This is a genomic window from Mycolicibacter minnesotensis (assembly GCF_010731755.1).
Classification (GTDB): domain Bacteria; phylum Actinomycetota; class Actinomycetes; order Mycobacteriales; family Mycobacteriaceae; genus Mycobacterium; species Mycobacterium minnesotense.
This window is the reverse complement of sequence record NZ_AP022589.1, coordinates 1,744,796-1,766,221: the sequence shown is the minus strand read 5'-3', so window position 1 is coordinate 1,766,221 and position 21,426 is coordinate 1,744,796. Positions and strand designations below refer to the sequence as shown.

Genomic DNA, 21,426 nt, shown 5'->3' with positions numbered 1-21,426 from the left:
GGACGTAGATCGGCCGTCAATGTATTCCGACCACGTCTTCGCAGACAGGAGCCTCCTCATGGCCTCAGCGTCCCTGGGTGTCTACACGTCCCTCGCATGTGTTGTGGCGATCACCCTGGCACTGTTCGTGTCCAGCAAATCCTGAGCTGCCAGCCTCACGGATGTAGGTTCCACTGGCCGCAGTCCTGGGCCAAGACGTCGTTGACGTCCACTTCGATCCCGCCGACGATCGGCCCCGGAGTCGACGCGGTACTCACGATCCGCTGGTAGAGCACCGCCGCGGGGTCGACTTGTCCACGCGACCAGGACCGTGTCTGCCATGCCCACCGCTTGCCGGGAGTCCGAGAGACCCCGATGACACCGTCGGCGGCCGCCCACTGGCAGACGTTCACGCCCCCGTAGACCCCGGTGCGCTGCACTCCCAGCAGCGAGTTGATGCCCTGAAACCATGGCAGGGCAACGCTATTCCAGGTATTGCGATCGATGTCGTCGTCGACGCTGAAGAACACCGGTGCAGTCTGACCGCCGCCGGCCGCGCTGTGCAGTTGCCAGGCGGTGCGGGCGTCGGCGACGCCGCCGGGATACCCCCGGGTGAAGTCCGACGGCGCGGTGCCGCCGGGTTTGCCGTACTGAAAGTTGCTGACGATCACCAGCCCCGCCGCGGTGAGTGACTCGGCGTAGGGCCGGGTGATCGGTTTGGCGCCGAAATTCGAGCCCGGCCGCGACGTCGACACGTAGTTGATGACTCCGGCGTGGCCGGCGGCGCGGATGTCCGCTGCGGGAATCTGGCGCATGGCGTAGTCGATGAGCGTGGGAGCCGCGGCCGAAGCCAGCGGTGCGCCGACGGACGCTGCGCCCAGCCCGGTGAGAGCCGCGGCGGACGCGTACCGCAGTGCGTCACGTCGGGAAACGTGGTTGCGAGGAAGTGCAGTCCGTGGAGAGTCAGACACGCGCCGATGTTAACAATGTGACTGCTGTAAACGGTGCTGCCCGCGCCGAGAGCATCCGTGCGCCCTTGCAACGAGTCGTGGACGGATACGATTCGTGCGTGTCGACGCCCGTCAGCCATGCCTCGCCGACGGCTCCGCGCGTGCCCAAGAGCCCGCTGGTGCTCGCAGGGTGGTGCGTTGTCGCGATCTGCCTCGCTGCGACGGTAACGACGGCTCTGAGTGCCGGATCGATATCCGCTGTCGCCGAAGCTATCTCGGGTGCCACCTTGGCGACGTTCGTGTTGCTCCATGCGTTGACGCTCTACCGGCCCGCCGGGGCCATCGCCTACTTTGCTGTCGCCGTGACCGTGGGTCTGGGCTTCGAGGCATGCAGTATCGCGACCGGCTTCCCGTTCGGCTACTTCGTTCATTACGCGGACGGGCCCCGTGCGTTCGGCGTGCCGTTCGTGGTTGTGGCGGCCTGGGTGATTCTGGCCTGGTTGGCGTGGATTCTCGCCAGGGTGATCGTGGGTGAATTCCAGAGTCGATGGCTGTCGGTGGTGCTGACACCGGTCGTCGCTACCCTCGTCGTCGGCGGTTATGACCTGGTGATCGATCCGATCGGCGCCTACGTACGCCACATGTTCGCCTACCGGGAACCGAGTGGCGTTCTGGGCGTCCCGTTGAGCAACTACGCCGGATGGCTGATCACCGGGTGGGTGCTGTTTCAGACTTTTGCGCTGATCGAACGACGGTGGCGACGGGAACCCACGTCCTCGACCCGGTCGGCGTTGTTGATGCCGGCGGTCATCTGGTTCGGCATGGGCCTGCAAGTCAACCTCGGGCTGCTGCGTGCCGGCGATGCCACCACGACTATCCAGGGCGCGCCCGTTGCCCTGTCCGACATCTACGAGACGTGCTCTGAGATGACGTGGTTCATGATGGGCCTGGTCGTGGTCGTCAGCGTGATACGGCTCTATCAGGACACCCCGGCAGCATCTCCAGCCATCGATGACTCGAGTACCCACGCCGGCTAGCCGACCCCAACGGGCCGCGGCATCACGGTGAGCTTGACGCCATAACGCGGCGTGCCCAGACCGTGACCGCCGTTGCGGCCGGCACCACCGGGAGGAATCGGTGGCGGCAGGGCTGTCATCGACCTGCTCTCCGGGGCCACGGACCAGCCACTACCCGTCGCAGCCAGGGGAGCACCGCTCGGGCTCGCCGCTCCCCAGCTGGCCGGCGCGGACAACGAACCGACCAGGGTGGCCCGGCCCATGCCAGCAGCCACCGGGGAGCCGGCGCCGCCTAGGGGGCGGGCGGCGGTCTCCAGTCCGGCGGCGGCCGTCGACGCCAGTGTCATGCCGGTGGTGGGGCCGATCCCGCCGTGGGTCAGTGCGGCCGTGCCACCGTCGATGCCGCGTGCGAGAAACCCGAGCGTGGCCAGCCCGGTAAAGCCTTCGATGTTGCCGCCGGGGTCGAAAATGCCGGTCGCGGCGATGGTGTTCCACAACTGGGCATTGATGTTCAGGCCCGACCCGTCATCGTGGCCCCACGTTCCGTCGAAGAGGCCGTCGAAGAACTTCGTCCAGTGCCAGTCCGGATCCGTGGGACGCGTTCCCACTGCCGGTGAGGCCATGTTCCGCAACGCATCGGGCAGCTGGGCGTGGGCATTTGTGGGGCCTACGCCGCCGGCATTCGGCGCGCCTTCGTCTTGATGAGTGGTTTCGGGAGCATCAGCGAAGGGGATCAATTGTGTAGCGGTGGCTGACGCAGCGGCGTAGCTGTACATCGCCACCGCGTCTTGCGCCCACATCTGGCCGTAGCGAGCTTCGGTCGCTGCGATAGCCGGGGTGTTCTGTCCTAGGGCATTGGTCTTGACCAACGACGCCAACAAGACGCGGTTGGTCTCGATTGCAGCGGGCGGCACCGTCATGGCGTGGGCAGCAGCGTACGCCTCGGCCGCGGCGTACGCCTGCGCCGCGGTCTGCTCGGCTTGCTCGGCGGTTACGCTCAACCACACAAAGTAGGGCTCGGCTGCCGCAGTCATCGCCGATGCGGATGGCCCCCACCATCCTTGACTGGCCAGGCCGGCTACCAGCCACTCGAAAGATGTTGCAGCCGAACGCAGTTCCGCGGAAAGTAGATTCCAGGAGGCCGCGGCGGCCAGCATCGGGCCCGATCCCGGACCGGCGTACATGCGCGCCGAATTGATCTCTGGCGGAATTGATCCGTAGTCCATTGGTTAAAACCCTTTCAGGAGAACAAGATAACGTTCGCGGCGTCCGTGGCTGCGTAAGCTCGTGCGTTGCGTTGCAGAGTGTCGACGAACAACTCATGAACAACCGCAGCTCGCCTGCTGATCGCTTGGTACATCTGGGCGTGCCGTGCGAACTGAGCTGCGGTCAGTGCCGAGACTTCATCGGCGGCCGCGGGTAGCACCCCGGTAGTCGAGGCTGCGGCAGCAGCGCTCTGCGCGGACACGGTATCGCCGACACCGCGCAGGTCGACCGCGGTAGCCATCAGCTCTTCGGGCAGTGCGGATACAAAAGACATGGGGACTCTCTTTCAGGATTGCATGACGAATCGCGCTGCGCTACAAAGACAAACGCACGCAAAAGCAGCGTTATCTCTCGATGTAGACAGCGTTGACGCGGTAGGGCGTGAACCGACTCAGTAGGTGACAGCAGTGCCGGGGCAGGATTCGAATGAAATGGTCATCGGTCTCGGATAAGGACTATCGCTCGGACTCAATGTCGCTCCCACCTCCTCACGGCCAGGGCACACGGGGATGCCGTTGTGACTTACACAGCGGGACAAACCGAACCAGCGCAGCGTCGGCCGGACGGCACCCTCTCGACAGAGTTTTGGCACTGCACGCCGTATCCGGCACTAAGCCGAAAGCCACTTGGGCCCAACCCTTAATTCGGGAAGAGCTGTCCTGACCCGGGGCGTCTCTCGACGTTTGGGGTCAGTGGCCTGTATCCGTACAGACGCCTCACCTAGCGAGGTGCGTCGCGGCCATGGTGGCATCAACGTTGGGGCGAGTCAACTCGAATGGGCGGTGCCGAACGACGAGATGTGTTGCCAAAAAGCGGACGTGGATGTCGAATTGCCCTGTATCCAGGCCGCTTTCGTTGTGCCTCAAAGTTTGCCAATCGCGATCTATGTGGTGTTGGTAAGAGCGTCGATGCGACCGTTGCGGTGAACTGCGAAAAATACCAACAGATTCCGAGGTAGCCCTGCTCAACCGACAGCAAGTCGGCTTCTTAGAAAGACGATTCGGTGAATCACACGGCGACCTTCGGCAGCGTCCCCGGCGGCTCTGAGATCACGTGGTTGCCTGTGCGCGGTCAGCCCCACGCCCTTGACCTATGTCGCTCGGATTAACTTGAATGGACCAGCAGTCACATCACCGGCTACCCGTGTCGGCAGTCCGCCGCGAACGGGCCACAGCGGGTGAGGAGGAAATCGTGCAGACATCGGCGTCCGAGGTCTCCGCGCGCCCCGACTACCGCGGCCCGCTGCTGGGGTCGGGAAGTCAGCTCGAACGCGCCACGCTGGACGCGCTCGACCGGCTGGAGCAGGTGTTGAGCCTGCAGCCGCTGGGCTCAGACCGCTTTCGGGCGGGCAACGAAGCCGCCCGGTTCGGCCGCGTATTCGGGGGCCAGCTCTTCGCTCAGGCGATGGCCGCGGCCGCCGCCACGGTCCCCGAGCTCACCGCCCACTCCATCCACGCCTCGTTTCTGCGACCCGGCGATCCCGGATTGCCGGTGGAGATCACCGTCGAGCGCACCCGTGACGGTCGGTCCATGTCGGCGCGGCAGGTCACCGTGCAGCAGGACGGCCGGACCCGGATGATCGCCACGGTGTCGTTCGACACCAGCGCCGACACCGACGAGAGCGCACCCCAGCCGCTGCCCGGCCTCGCACCCGAGGACCTTCCGTTGCTGCAGCACTGGGTGCTCAACGCCCCGCCACACCTAGCCGACCGGGGAACCGCCTGGATCGAGCAACCCCCGCCGCTGGAGATGCGCACCGCCGAAGCGCCGGTCTTCCTCGGCGGTCGCCAGGCGCCAGGCCCGCGTAACCACTGGATGCGCCTGCCGCGTGCTGCCGCCGGTGACTCGCAGCTCAACGCGTTCCTGCTCGCCTACGCCAGTGATTACCTCCTGGTAGACACCGCGTTTCGCAGCTATCCGCAGCGCGTCGACCATGCCACCCACACCGGGCTCACGCTGGATCACACGCTATGGGTGCACCGCCCGGTGCACTTCGACCGTTGGCACCTCTACACCCAGCAGACCGTCGCTACCGCAGGACACCGTGCCCTGGTGCGCGGCACCCTGGTCGATGCCAGCGGTCGGCACGTGGCCAGCACCGCGCAGGAAGTCCTGGTGCGGGCGGGCGCTGCGCCGGCTCGAACCGAACGCACCTGATCGCCACGTTCTGGAGACCTGCGGCCGGTACCCTTCTCGGTTGTGATGCGTACCGCTTCGCGGCGCGACGTGCTCAGGTATGCCGCGTTACTCGGACCAGCACTGGCCCTTCCCGGCGCCCTCGGGGCGACGGGCGGCGTAGCGCGGGCCGGAGCCACCGGATTGCAGGTCATCGACTTTGCCGACCGCCTCGTACAGCCGGAGCAGATCAAGGCCGCTGGATTCGATGGGGCGCTGGTCTACGTCTCCGAACTGCGGCCGGGTGCCACCTTTGATTTCAAGCCCGTCACCCGTGACTATGCCGACTCGCTGCGGGCGGCGGGCTTGCAGGTGGCCAGCTGTTATCAGTACGGCAAGCCGGGATGGGCGCACTCGCCGTCGGACTTCACCCGGGGCTATGACGGCGGCGTGGCGGATGCCCGCACGGCGTTACGGCTGCACGCCGCCGCGGGGGGCCCACCGACCGCGCCGATCTTCTTCAGTGTCGACGAGGACATCGACGCCACGACGTGGAAAAACGTTGCGGTCCAATGGTTTCGCGGCATCAACTCGGTGCTGGGTGCCGACCGCACCGGAATCTACGGCGGTGCCCGTCAGTGCAGCTGGGCCATCGCCGACGAGGTGATCGGAGAATCGACCAGCGCGGGGTACCGGTGGGCATGGCAGACCCGAGCGTGGTCGCACGGGGAACGTGTACCCGCGGCCGTGCTCTTCCAGCGCGAAATCGTCACCGCGACCGAGCCGGGATTTGTCATCGGTGGTGTGCATGTGGACGTCGACGACGTCTTGGCCGCCGACTTCGGTCAATGGGACCTAGCCCGACAACAGGGGGGACAGTCATGATCGACAGATCCTGGGACGCAGCACGGGTGGCGCGGTGGTCCGGAGTTCTGGGTGTGGTTCTGCCCGCACTCACCCTCCTGGTGTATCCGATCTGGACCTTCCCGGCTACCCGGACGCAATCCGTGGATGTGGCGCGGTGGGCATCGGCGCACCACGACCGACTGGTGCTGACCATGACGCTCAATACCATCGGCGTCACGTTGTGGCTGGTTTTCGGCGCCGCGGTCTGGGCCTACCTGCGCGACCGGGTTCCGGTGAAGTCGATCCTGCCGACCTGTTTCGCCGGTGGGTACATCGTGAGCGTGACCTTGCTGCTCAGCGGGTTCACCGCCTTTGACCTGTTGTTGTACCGGCGGCGCAGCGCCGACACAGCCTCCTTGCTCTACGACCTGACATTCGGCCTATTGGCCATGTCGGGCATGCCCATCGTGGTCGCGCTGGTCGCGTTTGCCATCGCGGTCTACGTGCGGGGAGTGCTTCCGGCCTACACCGGGCACCTCGCGGTCGTGGCCGCGGTGGCCCACCCGGTGCTGATCCTGAGCTTCGTCTTCCGGACCGGCGCGCTGTCGCTGGAGGGCCCGACGATCACCGCGATGCCGGCGGTGCTGTTCGCCTGGATTCTGGGGACCGCGCTGGCCATGCCCCACCCGGGTCATGCCTCGACCACGGGCCCGCTGTCAGGCCCGCGCCGCGGTGGTGTGCGGGTCGACTCGCCAGGGAGCTAGCAGGAGCTGGCAGGCCCGCCGCATGTCGCGTTCAGCCTGCTCCGGAGTCGTCGCACCCATTACCGCCCAGGACAGGATCCCGTAGGCGCACTGTTCCACCAGCAGTGCCAGCTGGCTGTCTTGCGGCGCCGGTTGCGAGATCCCGGCAACAGACAGGATGCCGTCGCGCAGGCCGAAGTCACCGGCCGCGCTGGACTCGGACCTGCGGGCATTGACCGAGGTGATCATGGCGTGGGCCAGCCGTGGGCGGGCGAGCATCGATCGGCAGATGCCCACCATCAGATCGGTGACGTCTTCTGCCGGAGATCCGGTCGGCCGGTGTGTGGGCCCGGCGTTGCCGGTGTAGTGCAACAACAGTGCGCTGAACAGGTGATGCTTGGTGGGGTAGTACCGATAGACGGTCGCGATCGACACCGCGGACTGATCGGCCACGTCCTGCATCCGGACCGCCGCCAGGCCGTCGCGTGCACCCAGCCGGGCTGCGGTGGCAAGGATGCGGTCGCAGCGTTGCCGCTGAGCGGCAGTGCTGGGAATCGCGGCCTGACGCTCAATCGGCGGGCGGGGCATCGGACTCGTGGGGGGCCGATGGGAGCAACCGCCGCATCATTCGATGCGAGGCGAGCACCGCCGCAGACCGATCCGAGGTGGCACGCAGGGCGGGGCTGTCGGCGTGCGCCGCGATCACGTACACGGGGCCGTGGGGCAGTGCCTCGAGACCCTCGCGGGCGACATCTGCGGGATCGGAGACCCGCATCCCGGGAATGTCGAAGTTGAGGCCGGCCCGCTGCATGGCCGGAGTCCTGGTCACCCCGAGAACTAACTCCAGAACGTGCACGTTGGCGTCGCGCAGTTCGAGCCACAGTCCTTCGGCGTAGATCCGGGAGAACGCCTTCGCGCCGCCGTAGACGCTCTGACGTGCCGACCCGAGGTATCCGGCCAGCGACCCGACCAGCAGCAGCCCGCCGCGCTGCCGTAGGCGCATCGCGGTGCCGAAGTGATGGACCAGCCCTAGCGGAGTCCGCACGTTCAGGTCCAGGACGCGCTCGAACGCCGCCAGATCCCCGTCGAGGAACTCTGCACTGTGGGTGTTGGCGCCGGCGTTGTAGATCAGCAGGCCGACCTGAAGTTCCGACGTCGCCTCGGCGACTTGGACCACGGCATCCGGACGGGCCAGGTCCACGGTGAGTTCCCGGACCTGCACGCCCAGTGCGCGGCATCGATCGGCGGTGTGGCGCAGCGGCGCCGGTTTACGTGCGATCAGGACCAGGTTGATGCCGGCGGTGGCCAACACATGCGCGAACTCGGCGCCGACCCCTTCGGAGCCGCCTGCCACCACGGCCCACGGACCGTACTGCAGCGCCCACCCGGACTGATCACCGCTAGACAACTGACCCTCCCTATAACTAAAATGAATTCTAGTTTCTTTTCGGCCGAGGCTACCTCACCCTCGCGACCCAACGGAAGGCTCAGAACCATTGCGCTACAGCGGCCGCCGGGCACGGGCCCGCTGATGCGACTCGGCCTGGCCACGCCGGTGGTGATCCAGATTCCCGGGGTGGCATCCAGCTGGGAGGCCGCTGCCGGAGTCGACGACCTTGCCCAGATCGCCGCCCTCGCGGACCGTTTGGGATTCACCCACCTCACCTGTTCTGAGCATGTCGCGGTCCCCGCCCATGCCGCCCCCGGCCGCGGCACCACATACTGGGATCCGTTGGCCACGTTGGCGTTTCTGGCGGGCCGCACCAGCCAGATCCGATTGGTCACCTCTGTGGTGGTGCTGGGCTACCACCACCCACTGGAAATCGCCAAGCGCTATGGGACCCTCGACCGACTCAGTGGCGGCCGGCTGATCCTGGGTGTCGGAGTCGGATCGCTGCGCGAGGAGTTCGACCTGCTCGGCAGCGCCTGGGACGACCGTGGCGCGCGTGCCGACGACTCTCTCACGGCACTGCGGGCGGCGCTGTCGCAGACCCGGCCCGTCTATCACGGCAGCCACTACCAGTTCGCCGACATGGTCGTGGAGCCCTGCGCGGTCCAATCGCGGGTGCCGATCTGGGTGGGTGGGCACACCCGTCGCTCACTTCGGCGCGCGATGCAGCTCGGCGACGGGTGGACACCGTTTGGCCTCAGCGTCGCCACGCTGACGGAATATCTTGGCGCGGTGGATCTCCCGGAGGGCTTCGCCGTGGCCTTGTCGACGCCGCCCCTGGATCCGATCGGCTCCCCCCAGCAGACCCTGGACCGACTCGGCCGGCTGGTGGATCTCGGTGCCACCGAGGTCAACGCCTCCATCGCGGCACATTCCGCGGCCCACTATCAGGACCAGCTACGCGCGCTGGCCGAGCTGGCGGACCCGTCGTATCGGGAGGGCCGGTGACCGAGCCACAGCTGGCCGATCTGCAGCGGCGCCTGCAGCGGATCGAGGATGAGCGTGCCATCGAGCGGCTGATCGCCTCCTACGGTCCGCTGGTCGATGCCGGTGATGCCGAATCCACTGCGGCGCTGTGGTGCGAGGACGGTGTGTACGACGTAGAAGACTGGCTGATGAACGGGCGCGAGGAGATAGCGGCCATGGTCCGCTCGCCGGGTCACCAGGGCCTGATCACGCACGGGTGCACCCACTTCCTGGGCCCGGCGGTGGTCACTGTCACCGGCGACGAGGCAATCGCGGTCTGTGAGTCGACGCTGCTGGTCAAACAGGGCAGCGGGTTTCGCGTCGCGCGCGGCGGCGCGAACTATTTTCACCTTTCGCGAGTGGCCGGCGCGCCCGGCGGGTGGCAGATCCGCCGTCGAATCACCCGGTTGCTCGATGGCACCGCCGAGAGCCGCGCGTTGTTGTCCGACGGCATCGCGGGACGCATCCGTCCGGACCGCCCACTCAGGGGCTGAGGCGGCCGGAATCGGTCCGGCCCGAGACGGCGGCTAGACTCCCGCGGAAAACGCCTAACGCCGGCACGGCAGGGGAGATTAATGGATCTGCGGTGGTCGGAGGAAGACCGGGCATTTCAAGCTGAGGTACGGGAGTTCCTCGATCAGAAACTGACCCCGGAACTGCGCCGCGCGGGCCGGCTCATGACCAGCGTCTACGCCGATCATGAGGCCAGCATGGCGTGGCAGGCGATTCTGCATGAGCGGGGCTGGGCGGCGCCGGCCTGGCCGGTGGAGCACGGCGGTTGCGACTGGAGCCTGACCCAGCACTACATCTTCAGCCGCGAATCGACTCTTGCCGGTGCCCCGGCGCTGTCGCCGATGGGTATCAGGATGGTCGCGCACGCGATCGTCCGGTACGGAACGGATGCACAGAAGGAGTACTTCCTGCCCCGGATCCTCACCGGGGAGGTGTTCTTCTGCCAGGGCTACTCCGAGCCGGAGGCCGGCTCAGATCTGGCGGCCCTGACGATGGCGGCCAAAGACGACGGCGACGACTTGGTCTGCACCGGCAGCAAGATCTGGACCACTCACGCCGGCGAGGCGAACTGGATGTTCGCGCTGGTCCGCACCTCGCGCGGCGGCAAGAAGCAACAGGGCATCACCTTCGTCCTGATCGACATGAACTCGCCTGGCATCGAGATCCGTCCCCTGGTGATGACCTCGGGTGAAGAGATCCAGAACCAGGTGTTCTTCGACGAGGTTCGGGTTCCCAAAGCCAATGTCATCGGGGAGATCGACTCCGGGTGGACGGTGGCGAAATACCTGCTGGAGTTCGAACGCGGCGGTGGCGCGGTGGCGCCCGGTCTGCAGGTGATGGCCGAAGACGTCGCCACCGTGGCCAAGGGTCAGCCTGGGCCGAGCGGTGGCAGCCTGGCCGACGACGACGCCTTCGTCCGCAAGCTGGCCGACGCGCGGATCCGCGCCGAAGTGTTGGAGATCCTGGAATACCAGGTGCTCACCGCGGTGGCCGAGGGCCGCAATCCCGGGGCGTCCTCGTCGATGCTCAAGATCTTGGGCACCGAACTCAGCCAGGAACTTACCGCGCTGGCGTTGGAGGCGGCTGGACCGCGCGGGCGCATCTACCAGCCGCACGTCACCGCGCCCGGCGGGCCGATCGCCGACTACCAGCCCCCCGCCGACGGTTACTCGTCCGGCGAACCGTGGCAGGCAGTGGCACCGCTGCGTTACTTCAACGACCGGGCCGGTTCGATCTACGCCGGCAGCAACGAAATTCAGCGCAACATTCTGGCCAAGGCGGCATTGGGACTCTAATGGACTTCAACCTGAACAACGAGCAGCAGATGCTGCGTGACGGAATCACCAAATTCCTCGCCGCGCGCTACGACCTGGAGACCAGCCGTGCCGCCGCCAAGACCGGCGCCGGCTGGCAGCCCGACATCTGGCGTGCCTTCGCCGGTGAATTGGGCATTCTGGGCGCGACGTTTCCCGAGGAGTTCGACGGAATCGACGGCGGCGCAGTAGAACTCATGGTCATCGCCGAGGCGCTCGGCCACGCGCTGGTGATCGAGCCCTACGTCGACGCTGTCGTCGTCGCCGGTGGACTGTTGCAGCGCTCGGGCAGCCCGGTGGCCGCCGACGTGCTCAGGGACCTGGTGGCCGGAACCGCCGTGACGGCGTTGGCTGCCGCCGAACCGGATTCGGCCGACCGTTGGCAGGACGTGGCCACGCTCGCGCGCCCCGACGGTGACGGGTGGGTGCTCAACGGCGCGAAGATCATGGTGGTGGCGGCGCCCCTGGCCACCCACTTGCTGGTCACCGCGCGGATCGACGGCGACGACGGAATCTCGTTGTTCCTCGCCGAGGCCGATGCCGCGGGTATCGAGCTGCACCCCTACCGCACCATCGATGACCGCAGCGCGGCCGACATCGTGTTCACCGATCTGCGGCTGCCCGCCGGGGCGTTGCTGGGTGAGCGGGGCGCGGCAGGATCGTCGTTGGCGCAGGCCCGTGACGAGGGTGCCGCCGCGATCTGCGCCGAAGCCGTCGGATGCATGCGCAAGGTGTTGGCCGACACCGTCGAATACTGCAAGCAGCGTCAGCAGTTCGGCCAGCCGATCGGTAGCTTCCAAGTTCTGCAGCATCGCATGGTGGACATGCTCATGGAGGTCGAGCAGTCTGCCGCCGCGGTTTACTTGGCGATCCTCAACCTCGACGCCGACGAGCAGACCCGTGCGCGCGCGGTGTCGGCGGGCAAGGCCACCATCGGCCGAGCGGCCCGCTTCGTGGGTCAGGAAGCGGTCCAGCTGCACGGTGGCATGGGCATGACCGAAGAGTTGGCGATCGGCCACTACTTCAAGCGGCTCACCGCGATCCAGTACGAATTCGGCACCACCGACTCCCACATCGCCCGGTACGCCGGGCTGACGAAGGCCTAGCCGGTCCGGCTACTTCCGCAGGTGCTGCGGGCAGTACGCCTTCGCGGCGGCCGCCGCGAACTGCGAGGCGGCGTCCATGCTCAGTCCGGGGTTGTCGGTCGTGAGTTGCTTGACGACCGACAACCCAGGCTCGCCGTTGTTGGCCATGCTGCATACCGCATGGCCGGCCACAATTGCCTGCTGGTCGCTGGAGAAGGTGAGCCCCGCGGCGCGCAACGCCGCCAAGAAGGCGGCGTCTCCAGCGCCGCCGTCGCCGCCGCCGTCGGGGTCCGCGCCCGCCGGCGCGGCCCCAACGATGGTGACGGCAACACCCAATGCCAAAAACACGCCGCGCATGATGTTCTTGCTCCAACCGACGCGCCTGCTCGATGCCGTCATGTGCGCAATCCCCCTTACTGACCCGTGATGACGTGGGCGAGCTCGATGTAGAGCGGGATGCCGATCGTCACGTTGTAGGAGAACGTCAGGCCCAGTGATGCGGCCAGCGGAAGGCTGGGGCTGGCCTCCGGAATCGCGATGCGTTGGATCGCCGGTACGGCGATGTAGGACGCCGCACCGCACAGCACAGCGAACAGGATGTAGGTGCCCAGCTGGAAGTGGATGCCGGTCACTTGCGAGTAGGTGTGCGCCACAAACAGACCCAGCGTGGCGAACAGGTTGGGAGCCAGCAGGCCGAAGAAGATGAAGCCACGGCCGGCGGCCCGCAGGTCCTTCAGCTTGCGTGCGGCAGTCAGCCCCATCTCCAGCAGGAACAGGCACAGCACCCCTTGGAATGCGGTGACGAAGACCGGGTCGTCGACGCCGGTGACCTTGGAGCCCTGCAGGCCACTGACGAAGCCGATGATGATGCCACCGAGCAGCAGGCAGATGCCGGGGTTGAGGAAGACCTCGCGCACCAGCTCCTTGTTGATCAGGCGGCCGTTGGGGGCTCCCTCCGCCTCCTCGCGACGCTCCGGCGTCATCTCCAGTGACAGCCCACCCGTCGGATCGGCGCCATGGGCCGCCACCACCGCGGGGCGGGCGCCCGCCGGCACGGTGTAGCCCGGCTCGTGGGGCATGTTCCCGGTGGCGTCCATGCCCTTGTGTCGCAACCGCGCGACCAGGAACAGCGCCACCAGGCAGCCGGGGATCTCCATGATGGCCAGCATCACCGGCATGTAGGCGTCGAAGGCCATCCCGACGGTGGCGAGCACGCCCATACAGGTGGCGAAGGTGCCGGCAGAGTCGGAGCCGTAATACCCGGCCACGGTTGCTCGGTCGACCTCCCGCATGCGCGTCATGTACTTGAGGAGCAGGTAGGCGATCGTTCCGATCAGGAAGTTCAACGCGAATCCGACGACCATGAATCCAAGGATTCCGCCGATCTGCGACACGTCGATCTCGGCGAGTTCCTCGCCACCGTGCCAGCCGATGGCCAGCAGCAGGTACATCGTGAGCCCCTGATACAGCGCGTTCGGGAATTCGAAGGGCACCTTCGCCATGGCGATCAGGAAGCCGAAGTAGAAGAACAACAGCAATGGCTTGAACAGGTTGTGCGTGAAGTTGTGCCAGAACTCGAGAAGCATGACTCTCTCTTTCGGGGGAAGGTGGGGGCGGGTTGGGGCGTGGCCCGGTGGCGTCAGCTCAGCGGTGCTGCTGCTGCCTTCTTGGCGCCCTTGAGGTGTACGGCGTGCACGCCGGGCTTTCTCGAGAGTTCTTCGAGTAGCTCGTCGAGTCCGGCCTGGTCGACGTTCCAGTGCTGGACCGCCTCGGGCTGACTCTGCAGCTTGGCGATCACCGCGTCGAGCTTCACCGGCGTCTTGGCCTTGCCGCCCTGGATTCGGATGCGTCCGCTTCCAGCGGTCCGGGGCGTGGCGTTGCCCAGGGCGCCGCCGGCCATGCTGCCCAGCGCCGCCTGGTTGAGCAGCCCACCGGCCATTCCCGCGGCGGGGGCGGCGGCCAGGCCCGCGGCGGGAACGCCGGTGGCCGCCAGCCGGATCGCGGGACTTGCCGAGGCCCAGCTCGGTGGGACGGACAGGTTGCCCACCAGGTTCGCCTCCGCCATGCCGGCAGACACCGAGGAGGTGAGACCGGCTGAGGCGGCTCCGGCGTGCAACCCGGCGCCCAGACCGGTGACCGGTAGGCCTTCGAAAGCCCGGCCCAGCGGTGTCGCAAACTTGGTGAAGGCCCCGATCGGCCAGTTGACCAGCAGCGAGGTGTCGTTGAACTGGGTGGTCAGACCGATCGGCGCCTTGAGTGCGGCGAACATCGCGGAGAAGGTCGCGCCGGCGGTCGGATTGCCCGTCAGGGAGGCCAGCGCGCTGTTGATGAAGGTGTTGTACTGGGTCGCGATGTCGGCGAAGAACTGCAGGATCTGGCTGCTTCCCGCCGTGGTCGCCGCCGAACCGACGCTGCTCGCCGATGTCGCCGCGGCGGACCCGGTGGTGGTCTGCGGTGGTTCGGTGAAGGCGGTGACCTTGGTGGCAGCGGTGGCCGACGCGGCGTAGGTCTCCATGGCCGCGGCGTCTTGGGCCCACATCTCCATGTACTGCGCTTCATTGGCGGCGATGGCAGCGAGATTCTGTCCCAGGTAGTTCGTGGCGTAGAGCATCTGGTTCTGCGTGCGGTTGGCGGTGACGACCTCCGGCGGAACGGTGGCCGCGTGGGCGGCCTCGTAGGCGGTGGCGGCGGCCTGCGCCTGGGCGGCAGCCTGAGCCGCGGTGGCCGCGGTGGACGACATCCAGGCGGTATACGGCGCGGCGGCGGAGGTCATCGCCGCTGCCGAAGGACCGGTCCATGATTCGCTCGCGAGCGAGGCCAGTACGGCATCGTATTCGGATGCGGCAGCGCCTAATTCACTGGCAAGACGTCCCCACGCCGTGGCGGCCGCGGTCAGTGAAGCAGAGCCGGCACCGGCATACATGTTGCCGGAGTTGATCTCTGGCGGAAGTAAGGAGAAGTACATTTCGACACCCTTATCTAGTCGAGTGCGACTGGGTCAGCGGGCAGGGAGCACGTCTGGTCATCGCCGTCTCATTCATCCAGCGCCGGGATCACGATGATGGTGGCGGCCGCGGGGTCGGCCTCACCGGGCGGGATCGGACCGAAGGCATCGGCCCCGCCGCCGTTGCGCAGTGACCGGGTGGCCGCGCCGACACTGTTGGTGGCGGTGGCTCCCATGCCTCGTCCCAGCAGGCTGGACAGGGCCATCTCGCCGAACATGGCGTCCTGGCCGGCGACCGCGGCCATCGGAGCGGCTTCCAGCGTCGCCGGCAGGGACGATGCCATGCTGACGAGCTTGGTGGCAGGCGCGGCGACTGTCCAGGAGGCCGGTACCGACAACTTGCCGACGGTCGCCGCGTTGCCCAGCGCACCCGTGGCACTGCTGATGGCTGATGCCGGCAGGGCCGTATTCGCCAGGGGGGCCAGCGGCACAAGTGCCCCGGTGATGGCCTTGGGGCCGGCCAAGTAGGACGACACGGCCATGGCATTGATCGGCCAGGAGTAGATCTGGCCGGCGGACAGGAAGGGCCCACCGATCAGGGAGGTCCAGCCCAGCAGCGGGCTATACGGGCCGGTCAGCGTGCTCCAGACCGTGTTCCAGTTGGTCAGGTTGGTGGAGAACCACGGCGGGACCGTGGCTGCGGAAGGGTTGGACACCAGCGACTGCAGGGCCTGGGGCATCGCATTGACCAGCTGGGAGAGCTGCTGCGTGATGTTCGACGCCGCCGAGTTTCCGGTGGCCTCCGCCGACGCCGCCGCCTGGTTGGTCGCACCGGTGGGGTTGGTGGTCTCCGGGGGCTGACTGAACGGGGCGAGCTGGGTGGCGGCCGCCGCTGAGCCGGCGTAGCCGTACATGGCACCGGCGTCCTGGGCCCACATCTCGGCGTAGTGAATCTCGGTGGCCGCGATCGCCGGCGTGTTCTGACCCAGGAAGTTGGTCGCGACCAGGGTGGCCAGCTGGGTCCGGTTCGCGGCGACCACCGGCGGTGGCACGGTGGCGGCGAACGCCGCCTCGTAGGCAGCGGCAGCGGAGCGGGCCTGATTGGCGGAGAACTCGGCCTGTGCGGCTGTGGTGCTCATCCAGGTCACGTAGGGCTCGGCCGCGGCGGCCATCGAGGTGGACGAGGGGCCCGACCACTCTCCGGCGAGGCTCGAGACCACGGATTCGTAGGACGATGCCGTGGAACCCAGTTCGGCGGCGAGGGCATCCCAGGCGGAGGCGGCCGCGAGCAGGGGCCCGGAGCCCGCACCCGCATACATCCGGCCGGAGTTGACCTCCGGCGGCAGTGCAGCAAAATCCATTTCGAGTGACTCCTTACGTCACGCGTTCTGACTGCCGACGCTCAATCGCCGTCGAAACCGAAACTCTAGACGGCCGTTGTCTATTAAGAGTTCCTGCGATGTAAAAAGCGTGCGACTTTTTCAGTTGATATTCGTACCAGTCAACCTTTGAAAACTGTTGTGAGACAGCTGTCATCAAGCTAGCCGTGGCGGTGGCCCGCTCACATGGGCTTTTTGACGGGTCGTTTGCTCGCTGATTCTCAAAGAGGAGAATTCGCAACCGGTTCTGGTTTTCCGGTTGCGACATCGGCCGGCATATCGGTACCGGTCAACGCCCCTTACCGTCGAGCGGAATCACCTTCGCAAACGTCGTCTCAGTGGACTGATACTAGCGACGCTTTGCTGGAAACTACCTGTCAGCGAACTGGATCTTCGCTGTCGCTGTGCTGCGGGGGGCCTGTCAGGCCCGCGGAAGCCCGAAGGGGCGCCAGGTCAGCGGAATCGGACGTGCAAGGTGGCGAGGCCGAAAATCTTCCGGTTCTCGGACTTTGCGGCGACCAGGATGATACCCGTGCGGGTCGCCGGGTCCAGCGACTTGATCTTGCCGCTGAACTCGATATCAGCGCCTTCTTTGGCCGAAACGATCGCCGGGGCGGACAGCCGCACCGCGTAGCGGGTCACGGCGCCCGGGTCGCCGGTCCAGGCGGAGGCGAACCCTGCACCCAGGCCCATGGTCAGCATGCCGTGGGCGATCACGTCGGGGAGCCCGGCCAGCTTGGCGATGTCTTCGTCCCAATGGATGGGGTTGGCGTCGCCGGCCACCCCGGCGTAGTTGACCAGGTCGCCGCGGGCCAGGCGGGTGTGGCGCACCGGCAGCGCGTCGCCGACCTTGACCTCGTCGAAGGAGGGAGTCGCCGGCGTCCGGGTCAGGCCGCCCTCGGAGATACGCACCGCACCCTCCGGGCGCACCGTCTTCTGGTAGGCGGCGTCGGATTCACCGACGTCCAGAATGTTGACGTCGTGCATCATCGCGTTGTGCACGGCCGTCTTGACGGTCGGGTCGATGTCTTCGGCCGTCACCCCGACGACGGTGGTGTGCAGCGTGTGCACCCGCTCACCGGCGGTGTCGGTGAAGGTGTTGGTCACGGTGATCAGGTCACGGCCGGCGATCCGGCGCACCGAGGTCAGTTCCACGTCGATATGCAGCTCATCGCCGTCGACGATGGGGCGGTGTTGCTCGAACACCTCTTCGGTCTGCATGTAGGTGTCGTAGCCGACGACCACCGACTCGAACATCCGACGGTTGCAGTTCATGCCCGGGACCGAGGTGAACGTCAGCGGTGCCACCAGTCCCGAATAACCCATTTCCGCGGCGGCGGCCACGTCCCAGTGTGCGGGGTGGTAGTCCTGCACGGCGCGCGCGTACTCACGCACCTTCTCCCGGCCCACCAGGTAGGTGCCGTCCATCTGGTAGTAGTGGCCGACCCGGGATTCCAGCGCCGACGTCTCTGCTGCGGTCATGAGTTGAGTCAACCGTTCTATCGACTGGTTGCGGAAGCCGACTCAAGCACCCTAACCGGGCGCCGCGGATGCCGGCCCGGCGCTGCCCTCGTGAGGCAGGCGGACCTGCCGAAAGCTGCCACCCTCGGGCAGGTGGTGAGTGGCCACCACCACCGTCCGGTCGGAGCCGAACAGTCCCGGCACCGCCAACACAGCTCGCAGGAGGCCTTCGGAATCGGTGCTGTCCAGGTGCTCGGTGGGCTCGTCGAGCAGCAGGATCCGGGCCGGCGAGAGCAGCGCTCGGGCCAGCAGCAACCGCCGTCGCTGACCCGCCGACAGTCCCTGTGCGCCGCCGGACAGCACGGTGGCCAGCCCGTCGGGCAGTCCGGTCAACCACGGCCCGAGCCCCACCCGACCCAACACGGCGGCCAGCTCGTCATCGTGGCAGTCGCCGCGCGCCACCAGCAGGTTGTCGCGGACGGTGGTCGCAAAGATGTGCGCGTCCTCGGCGAAGAAACTGACCGTGCGCCGCTGGTCGGCCTCGGGAAGCGCCGCCAGTGTGTGGCCGGCTACGGAGATACGCCCACTCAGCGGTGGCAGCAGACCGGCCAGGGTCATCAGCAGGGTGGTCTTGCCGGACCCGCTAGGTCCGGTAACCGCGACCCGATCCCCGGGTGACAGATCCAGGCGCACCCGGACGGACTGCTCGCCACGATGTCCGGCCTGCAGGTCGGCATGCAGCGCCGGCGTCAGGGTGCAGTCCTGCCGGCCAGTGGCCGACTGGTCCGTTGAGTCGGAGAGTGCTGGTGCCACGGAGGCGAGCCGCCGCGCGGCGATCCGCGATCTGGTCAGCTGGACGGCGGCGCCCGGCAACGCGGTGGTCGCCTCGAAGGCCGACAGGGGCAACAGCATCAGGATCGCCACGGTGGTGGGTGCGACGGCGTCGGCCAGCCCGATCCCGGCCACCGCCGCGCCCAGCACGCTGACCGCGATGGCGGCGGTGGGCAGGGCGGCGGCGATCGCGGCCGGTTTGGCTGCTTCGTCCAGGGCCGCCCCCCACGCCCGCTGTCGGCGTTGCGACTCCGCAATGACGGCGGGGAGCAGGCCGGCGATCCGCAGCTCGGACGCGTACTCGAGCGCCGACATCGCCGCGACGTCGCGCTCGGCGAGGTGGCCCCGGGCGGTGTGCTCCTGTGCGGTGGCCGCCCGCGCGGAAAGCCACGGGGCGACGACCCCGGCCACCAGCAGACAGGCCGCGAGCACCGTGGCGGCGGCCGGGGAGATCGCCGCGATCACCGCGGTGGCGGCCACGGCCAGGACCGCCGCGACCCCGATGGGGAGCAGGGCGCGGACCAGAATGCCTGCCAGCTCGTCAACGTCCGCTCCCATCCGCGCCACCAACTCGCCACTGGGCAATCGCGCCGCGGCTTCGGCCGGTCCGGTTGCCAGGCGCCGGTAGAGCTGCCCGCGGGCGGTTCCTGCGGCGGCCAGTGCGGCGTCGTGGCTCACCAGCCGCTCGCAGTAGTGCAGTACGCCGCGGGAGATCGCCAAGGCCCGGACCGCCACCACCGCGATCGACAGGTCCAGCACCGGCGGCATCTGCCAGGCACGGGTGATCAGCCATGCCGAGACCGCCGCCAAGGCGAGTGCGCTGCACAGGGACAACGTTCCGAGCAGCCACGCCACCAGCAACCGGGGTAGGCGTGGTCGCAGCAGGCCGATGGCCGACAACAGGGGATCAGCAGTGTGCACAGGGGGCGGGCCTCTCACTGCGCACGGTGATCACCTGGTCACCGATGGCGAGCACCGCGGGCCGGTGGCCCACCACCACGATCGTCGCGCCGGATCGCGCGCGGGTGACCAGCGCGCGCAGAACCCGTTGTTCGGTGGCGGCGTCCAGGTGCGCAGTGGGCTCATCGAGCAACAGCACCGGTGCCGCCGACCCCAGCGTCCGCGCCAGCCCCAGTCGCTGTCGCTGCCCCAACGACAGCCCCACACCGCCGCGGCCCAACTGGGTCTGCAGGCCGTCGGGCAGCTCCGCGAGCACCTCCTCGAACCCTGCCGCGGCGCTGGCCGCCCCGAAATCGGTGAGTTCACCGAACAGCGCCAGGTTGTCGGCGACCGTGCCCGGTACCAGCGCCGGACGCTGCGGCAACCAGCTCAGTTGGGCCCACCATGCCGGCAGGTCGAGGGCGGTGACGCTGACGCCGGCCACCGTGACCTGTCCCGAGGTCGGCGCGGCCAGACCTGCGAGGGCTGCCAGCGTGGTGCTCTTTCCCGCACCGTTCACTCCGGTCAGCACCGTGACCTGCCCGGGTTCGATCCTCGCGGTCAGGCCGGCCGGTGCATCGCCGTCACGGCCGGCCACGCGTAGCTGATCGAGGTGGATGGCCGCGCCGCGCGCCGTCACGGTGCGGTCCCCGGTCGGCGCAGCCGGCTCGCCGATCAAGGCGAAGGCCTGCTCTGCGGCGGCGCGACCTTCCTCGGCGGCATGAAACTCCACCCCGATTCGGCGCAGCGGCCAATACACGTCGGGCAACAGCAGAAGCACGGTCAGTCCCGCGGTCAGGCTCATCTCGCCGAAGACCAGCCGTAGGCCGATGCTGACGGCCACCACTGCCACGCTCAGGGTGGCGAGCAGTTCCAGCACCAGTGACGACAGGAACGCGATCCGCAGCGTGGCCATCGTGGAGCGGCGCTGCGCGTCGGACAGCTCGGCGATGCGCTGCTGCGGCCCGTCGGCCCGGCCGAGCGCGCGCAGGGTGGGGATGCCGGCGATCAAGTCCAGCAGCCGCGCCTGCAACGTCGTCATGGCGGACAAGGCCGCGGTGGAGCGATCCGCGGTAGCCAGGCCGATCAAGACCATGAAGACCGGGATGAGCGGCAGGGTGATCACGACCAGTACCGCCGCTTGCCGGTCGTATCCGGCGATGACCAGCACCGTGACCGGGGTCAGAACGACAGCGAGCACCAGTGCGGGCAGATAGGCGGTGAAGTAGGGGCGCAGGCCGTCCAGTCCCCGGGTGACGACGGTTGCCGCGGCGTCCCGTTCGGTGGCCAGCTGGCCGGGGGAGCGTGCGGTGACCGCGCCCAGTACCCGGCCGCTCAACTCGGCGATCACGGTGGTGGCGCCGCGCTGCCCCAGGCGGGCCTGCAGCCAGTGCGCCAGCGTGCGGACCGCCCACAACAGCGCGAGGGTGGCCAGCAGCGGTGACCAATGGCCGACCGAACGTGTCGACGGTTCGGTGATCACCTGAGACACGATGTGGGCCAAGACGATCGCGGATCCGATCGCGCACCCCGAGATCACGACTCCGCAACCCACCATGGCCAGCAGGAATCGGCGCATGGCGCCAGATTGCCGCCACAGGCGCGGGTCCAGTGGAGCGCGGGAGCTTCG

Annotated in this window: 20 protein-coding genes and 1 riboswitch; of the genes, 8 read left to right on the top strand and 12 right to left on the bottom strand. The window is 67.7% G+C overall.

Going from position 1 to position 21,426, the window contains the following annotated elements; genetic code table 11:
* Positions 1-155: 155 nt before the first annotated feature.
* Positions 156-950, bottom strand: coding sequence for a DUF1906 domain-containing protein (locus tag G6N09_RS08230; protein WP_083026704.1), 795 nt, complete (start codon positions 948-950; stop codon positions 156-158).
* Between the two features lie 98 nt (positions 951-1,048).
* On the opposite strand from G6N09_RS08230, the gene G6N09_RS08225 reads away from it, so the two are divergent.
* On the top strand, positions 1,049-1,966 hold the full coding sequence (locus G6N09_RS08225; protein WP_163752719.1) for a carotenoid biosynthesis protein: 918 nt from the start codon (positions 1,049-1,051) through the stop codon (positions 1,964-1,966).
* Here G6N09_RS08225 and G6N09_RS08220 read toward each other — a convergent pair.
* Positions 1,963-3,171: a PPE family protein gene (locus G6N09_RS08220; protein ID WP_083026663.1), complete on the bottom strand. Its 1,209-nt coding sequence runs from the start codon at positions 3,169-3,171 to the stop codon at positions 1,963-1,965. The genes G6N09_RS08225 and G6N09_RS08220 overlap by 4 nt on opposite strands.
* A 14-nt stretch (positions 3,172-3,185) precedes the next feature.
* Positions 3,186-3,485, bottom strand: a complete 300-nt coding sequence (locus G6N09_RS08215; RefSeq protein ID WP_083026664.1) for a PE family protein — start codon at positions 3,483-3,485, stop codon at positions 3,186-3,188.
* Positions 3,486-3,774: 289 nt separating this feature from the next.
* A riboswitch (M-box (ykoK) riboswitch) is annotated at positions 3,775-3,946 on the bottom strand.
* Positions 3,947-4,402: 456 nt separating this feature from the next.
* On the opposite strand from G6N09_RS08215, the gene G6N09_RS08210 reads away from it, so the two are divergent.
* Genes G6N09_RS08210 through G6N09_RS08200 form a run of 3 tightly spaced genes read left to right on the top strand, consistent with a single transcriptional unit; the run spans position 4,403 to position 6,936 of the window.
* On the top strand, positions 4,403-5,368 hold the full coding sequence (locus G6N09_RS08210; protein WP_234807049.1) for an acyl-CoA thioesterase: 966 nt from the start codon (positions 4,403-4,405) through the stop codon (positions 5,366-5,368).
* Positions 5,369-5,413: 45 nt separating this feature from the next.
* Entirely contained in the window at positions 5,414-6,211 is a 798-nt protein-coding gene (locus tag G6N09_RS08205; RefSeq protein WP_083026666.1) for a DUF1906 domain-containing protein, read from the top strand.
* Complete coding sequence (locus tag G6N09_RS08200) at positions 6,208-6,936, top strand: hypothetical protein (protein ID WP_179959884.1); 729 nt, start codon at positions 6,208-6,210, stop codon at positions 6,934-6,936. Before G6N09_RS08205 ends, G6N09_RS08200 begins: the two co-directional genes overlap by 4 nt.
* On the opposite strand, the gene G6N09_RS08195 is transcribed toward G6N09_RS08200, so the two are convergent.
* Together G6N09_RS08195 and G6N09_RS08190 are read right to left on the bottom strand one after the other, a co-directional pair.
* Complete coding sequence (locus G6N09_RS08195; protein ID WP_083026667.1) at positions 6,889-7,503, bottom strand: TetR/AcrR family transcriptional regulator; 615 nt, start codon at positions 7,501-7,503, stop codon at positions 6,889-6,891. The two genes, G6N09_RS08200 and G6N09_RS08195, sit on opposite strands and share 48 nt — an antisense overlap.
* Complete coding sequence (locus G6N09_RS08190; RefSeq protein WP_083026668.1) at positions 7,484-8,323, bottom strand: SDR family NAD(P)-dependent oxidoreductase; 840 nt, start codon at positions 8,321-8,323, stop codon at positions 7,484-7,486. Before G6N09_RS08190 ends, G6N09_RS08195 begins: the two co-directional genes overlap by 20 nt.
* Before the next feature lie 123 nt (positions 8,324-8,446).
* On the opposite strand from G6N09_RS08190, the gene G6N09_RS08185 reads away from it, so the two are divergent.
* The 4 genes from G6N09_RS08185 to G6N09_RS08170 all read left to right on the top strand — a co-directional run bounded on the left by G6N09_RS08185 (position 8,447) and on the right by G6N09_RS08170 (position 12,263).
* Positions 8,447-9,313: an LLM class F420-dependent oxidoreductase gene (locus G6N09_RS08185; RefSeq protein WP_083026669.1), complete on the top strand. Its 867-nt coding sequence runs from the start codon at positions 8,447-8,449 to the stop codon at positions 9,311-9,313.
* Positions 9,310-9,825 carry a nuclear transport factor 2 family protein gene (locus G6N09_RS08180; protein ID WP_083026670.1) on the top strand — a complete coding sequence of 172 codons (516 nt, stop codon included), beginning with the start codon at positions 9,310-9,312 and terminating at the stop codon, positions 9,823-9,825. The genes G6N09_RS08185 and G6N09_RS08180 overlap by 4 nt, the downstream gene beginning before the upstream one ends.
* A gap of 81 nt (positions 9,826-9,906) precedes the next feature.
* A complete protein-coding gene (locus tag G6N09_RS08175; RefSeq protein WP_083026671.1) occupies positions 9,907-11,139 on the top strand; it encodes an acyl-CoA dehydrogenase family protein in 1,233 nt (410 codons plus the stop codon).
* On the top strand, positions 11,139-12,263 hold the full coding sequence (locus G6N09_RS08170) for an acyl-CoA dehydrogenase family protein (RefSeq protein WP_083026672.1): 1,125 nt from the start codon (positions 11,139-11,141) through the stop codon (positions 12,261-12,263). The genes G6N09_RS08175 and G6N09_RS08170 overlap by 1 nt, the downstream gene beginning before the upstream one ends.
* A gap of 9 nt (positions 12,264-12,272) precedes the next feature.
* Here G6N09_RS08170 and G6N09_RS08165 read toward each other — a convergent pair whose 3' ends face one another.
* The 7 genes from G6N09_RS08165 to cydD form a co-directional block, all read right to left on the bottom strand.
* Positions 12,273-12,641, bottom strand: a complete 369-nt coding sequence (locus G6N09_RS08165) for a DUF732 domain-containing protein (protein WP_407662676.1) — start codon at positions 12,639-12,641, stop codon at positions 12,273-12,275.
* 14 nt (positions 12,642-12,655) lie between these two features.
* Positions 12,656-13,828, bottom strand: a complete 1,173-nt coding sequence (locus tag G6N09_RS08160; protein ID WP_083026674.1) for a sodium-dependent bicarbonate transport family permease — start codon at positions 13,826-13,828, stop codon at positions 12,656-12,658.
* A 53-nt stretch (positions 13,829-13,881) separates the two neighbouring features.
* Positions 13,882-15,207 carry a PPE family protein gene (locus tag G6N09_RS08155; protein WP_083026675.1) on the bottom strand — a complete coding sequence of 442 codons (1,326 nt, stop codon included), beginning with the start codon at positions 15,205-15,207 and terminating at the stop codon, positions 13,882-13,884.
* Between the two features lie 68 nt (positions 15,208-15,275).
* The gene (locus G6N09_RS08150; protein ID WP_083026676.1) at positions 15,276-16,547 is read right to left on the bottom strand and encodes a PPE family protein; all 1,272 of its coding nucleotides are present in this window, start codon (positions 16,545-16,547) and stop codon (positions 15,276-15,278) included.
* A gap of 471 nt (positions 16,548-17,018) precedes the next feature.
* Positions 17,019-18,047 (bottom strand): fused (3R)-hydroxyacyl-ACP dehydratase subunits HadA/HadB, encoded by a 1,029-nt coding sequence (locus tag G6N09_RS08145; protein WP_083026677.1) that lies wholly within the window; start codon positions 18,045-18,047, stop codon positions 17,019-17,021.
* Positions 18,048-18,098: 51 nt separating this feature from the next.
* A complete protein-coding gene (gene cydC / locus G6N09_RS08140; protein WP_083026678.1) occupies positions 18,099-19,778 on the bottom strand; it encodes a thiol reductant ABC exporter subunit CydC in 1,680 nt (559 codons plus the stop codon).
* Complete coding sequence (gene cydD, locus G6N09_RS08135; RefSeq protein ID WP_083026679.1) at positions 19,765-21,375, bottom strand: thiol reductant ABC exporter subunit CydD; 1,611 nt, start codon at positions 21,373-21,375, stop codon at positions 19,765-19,767. The genes cydC and cydD overlap by 14 nt, the downstream gene beginning before the upstream one ends.
* Positions 21,376-21,426 lie beyond the last annotated feature (51 nt).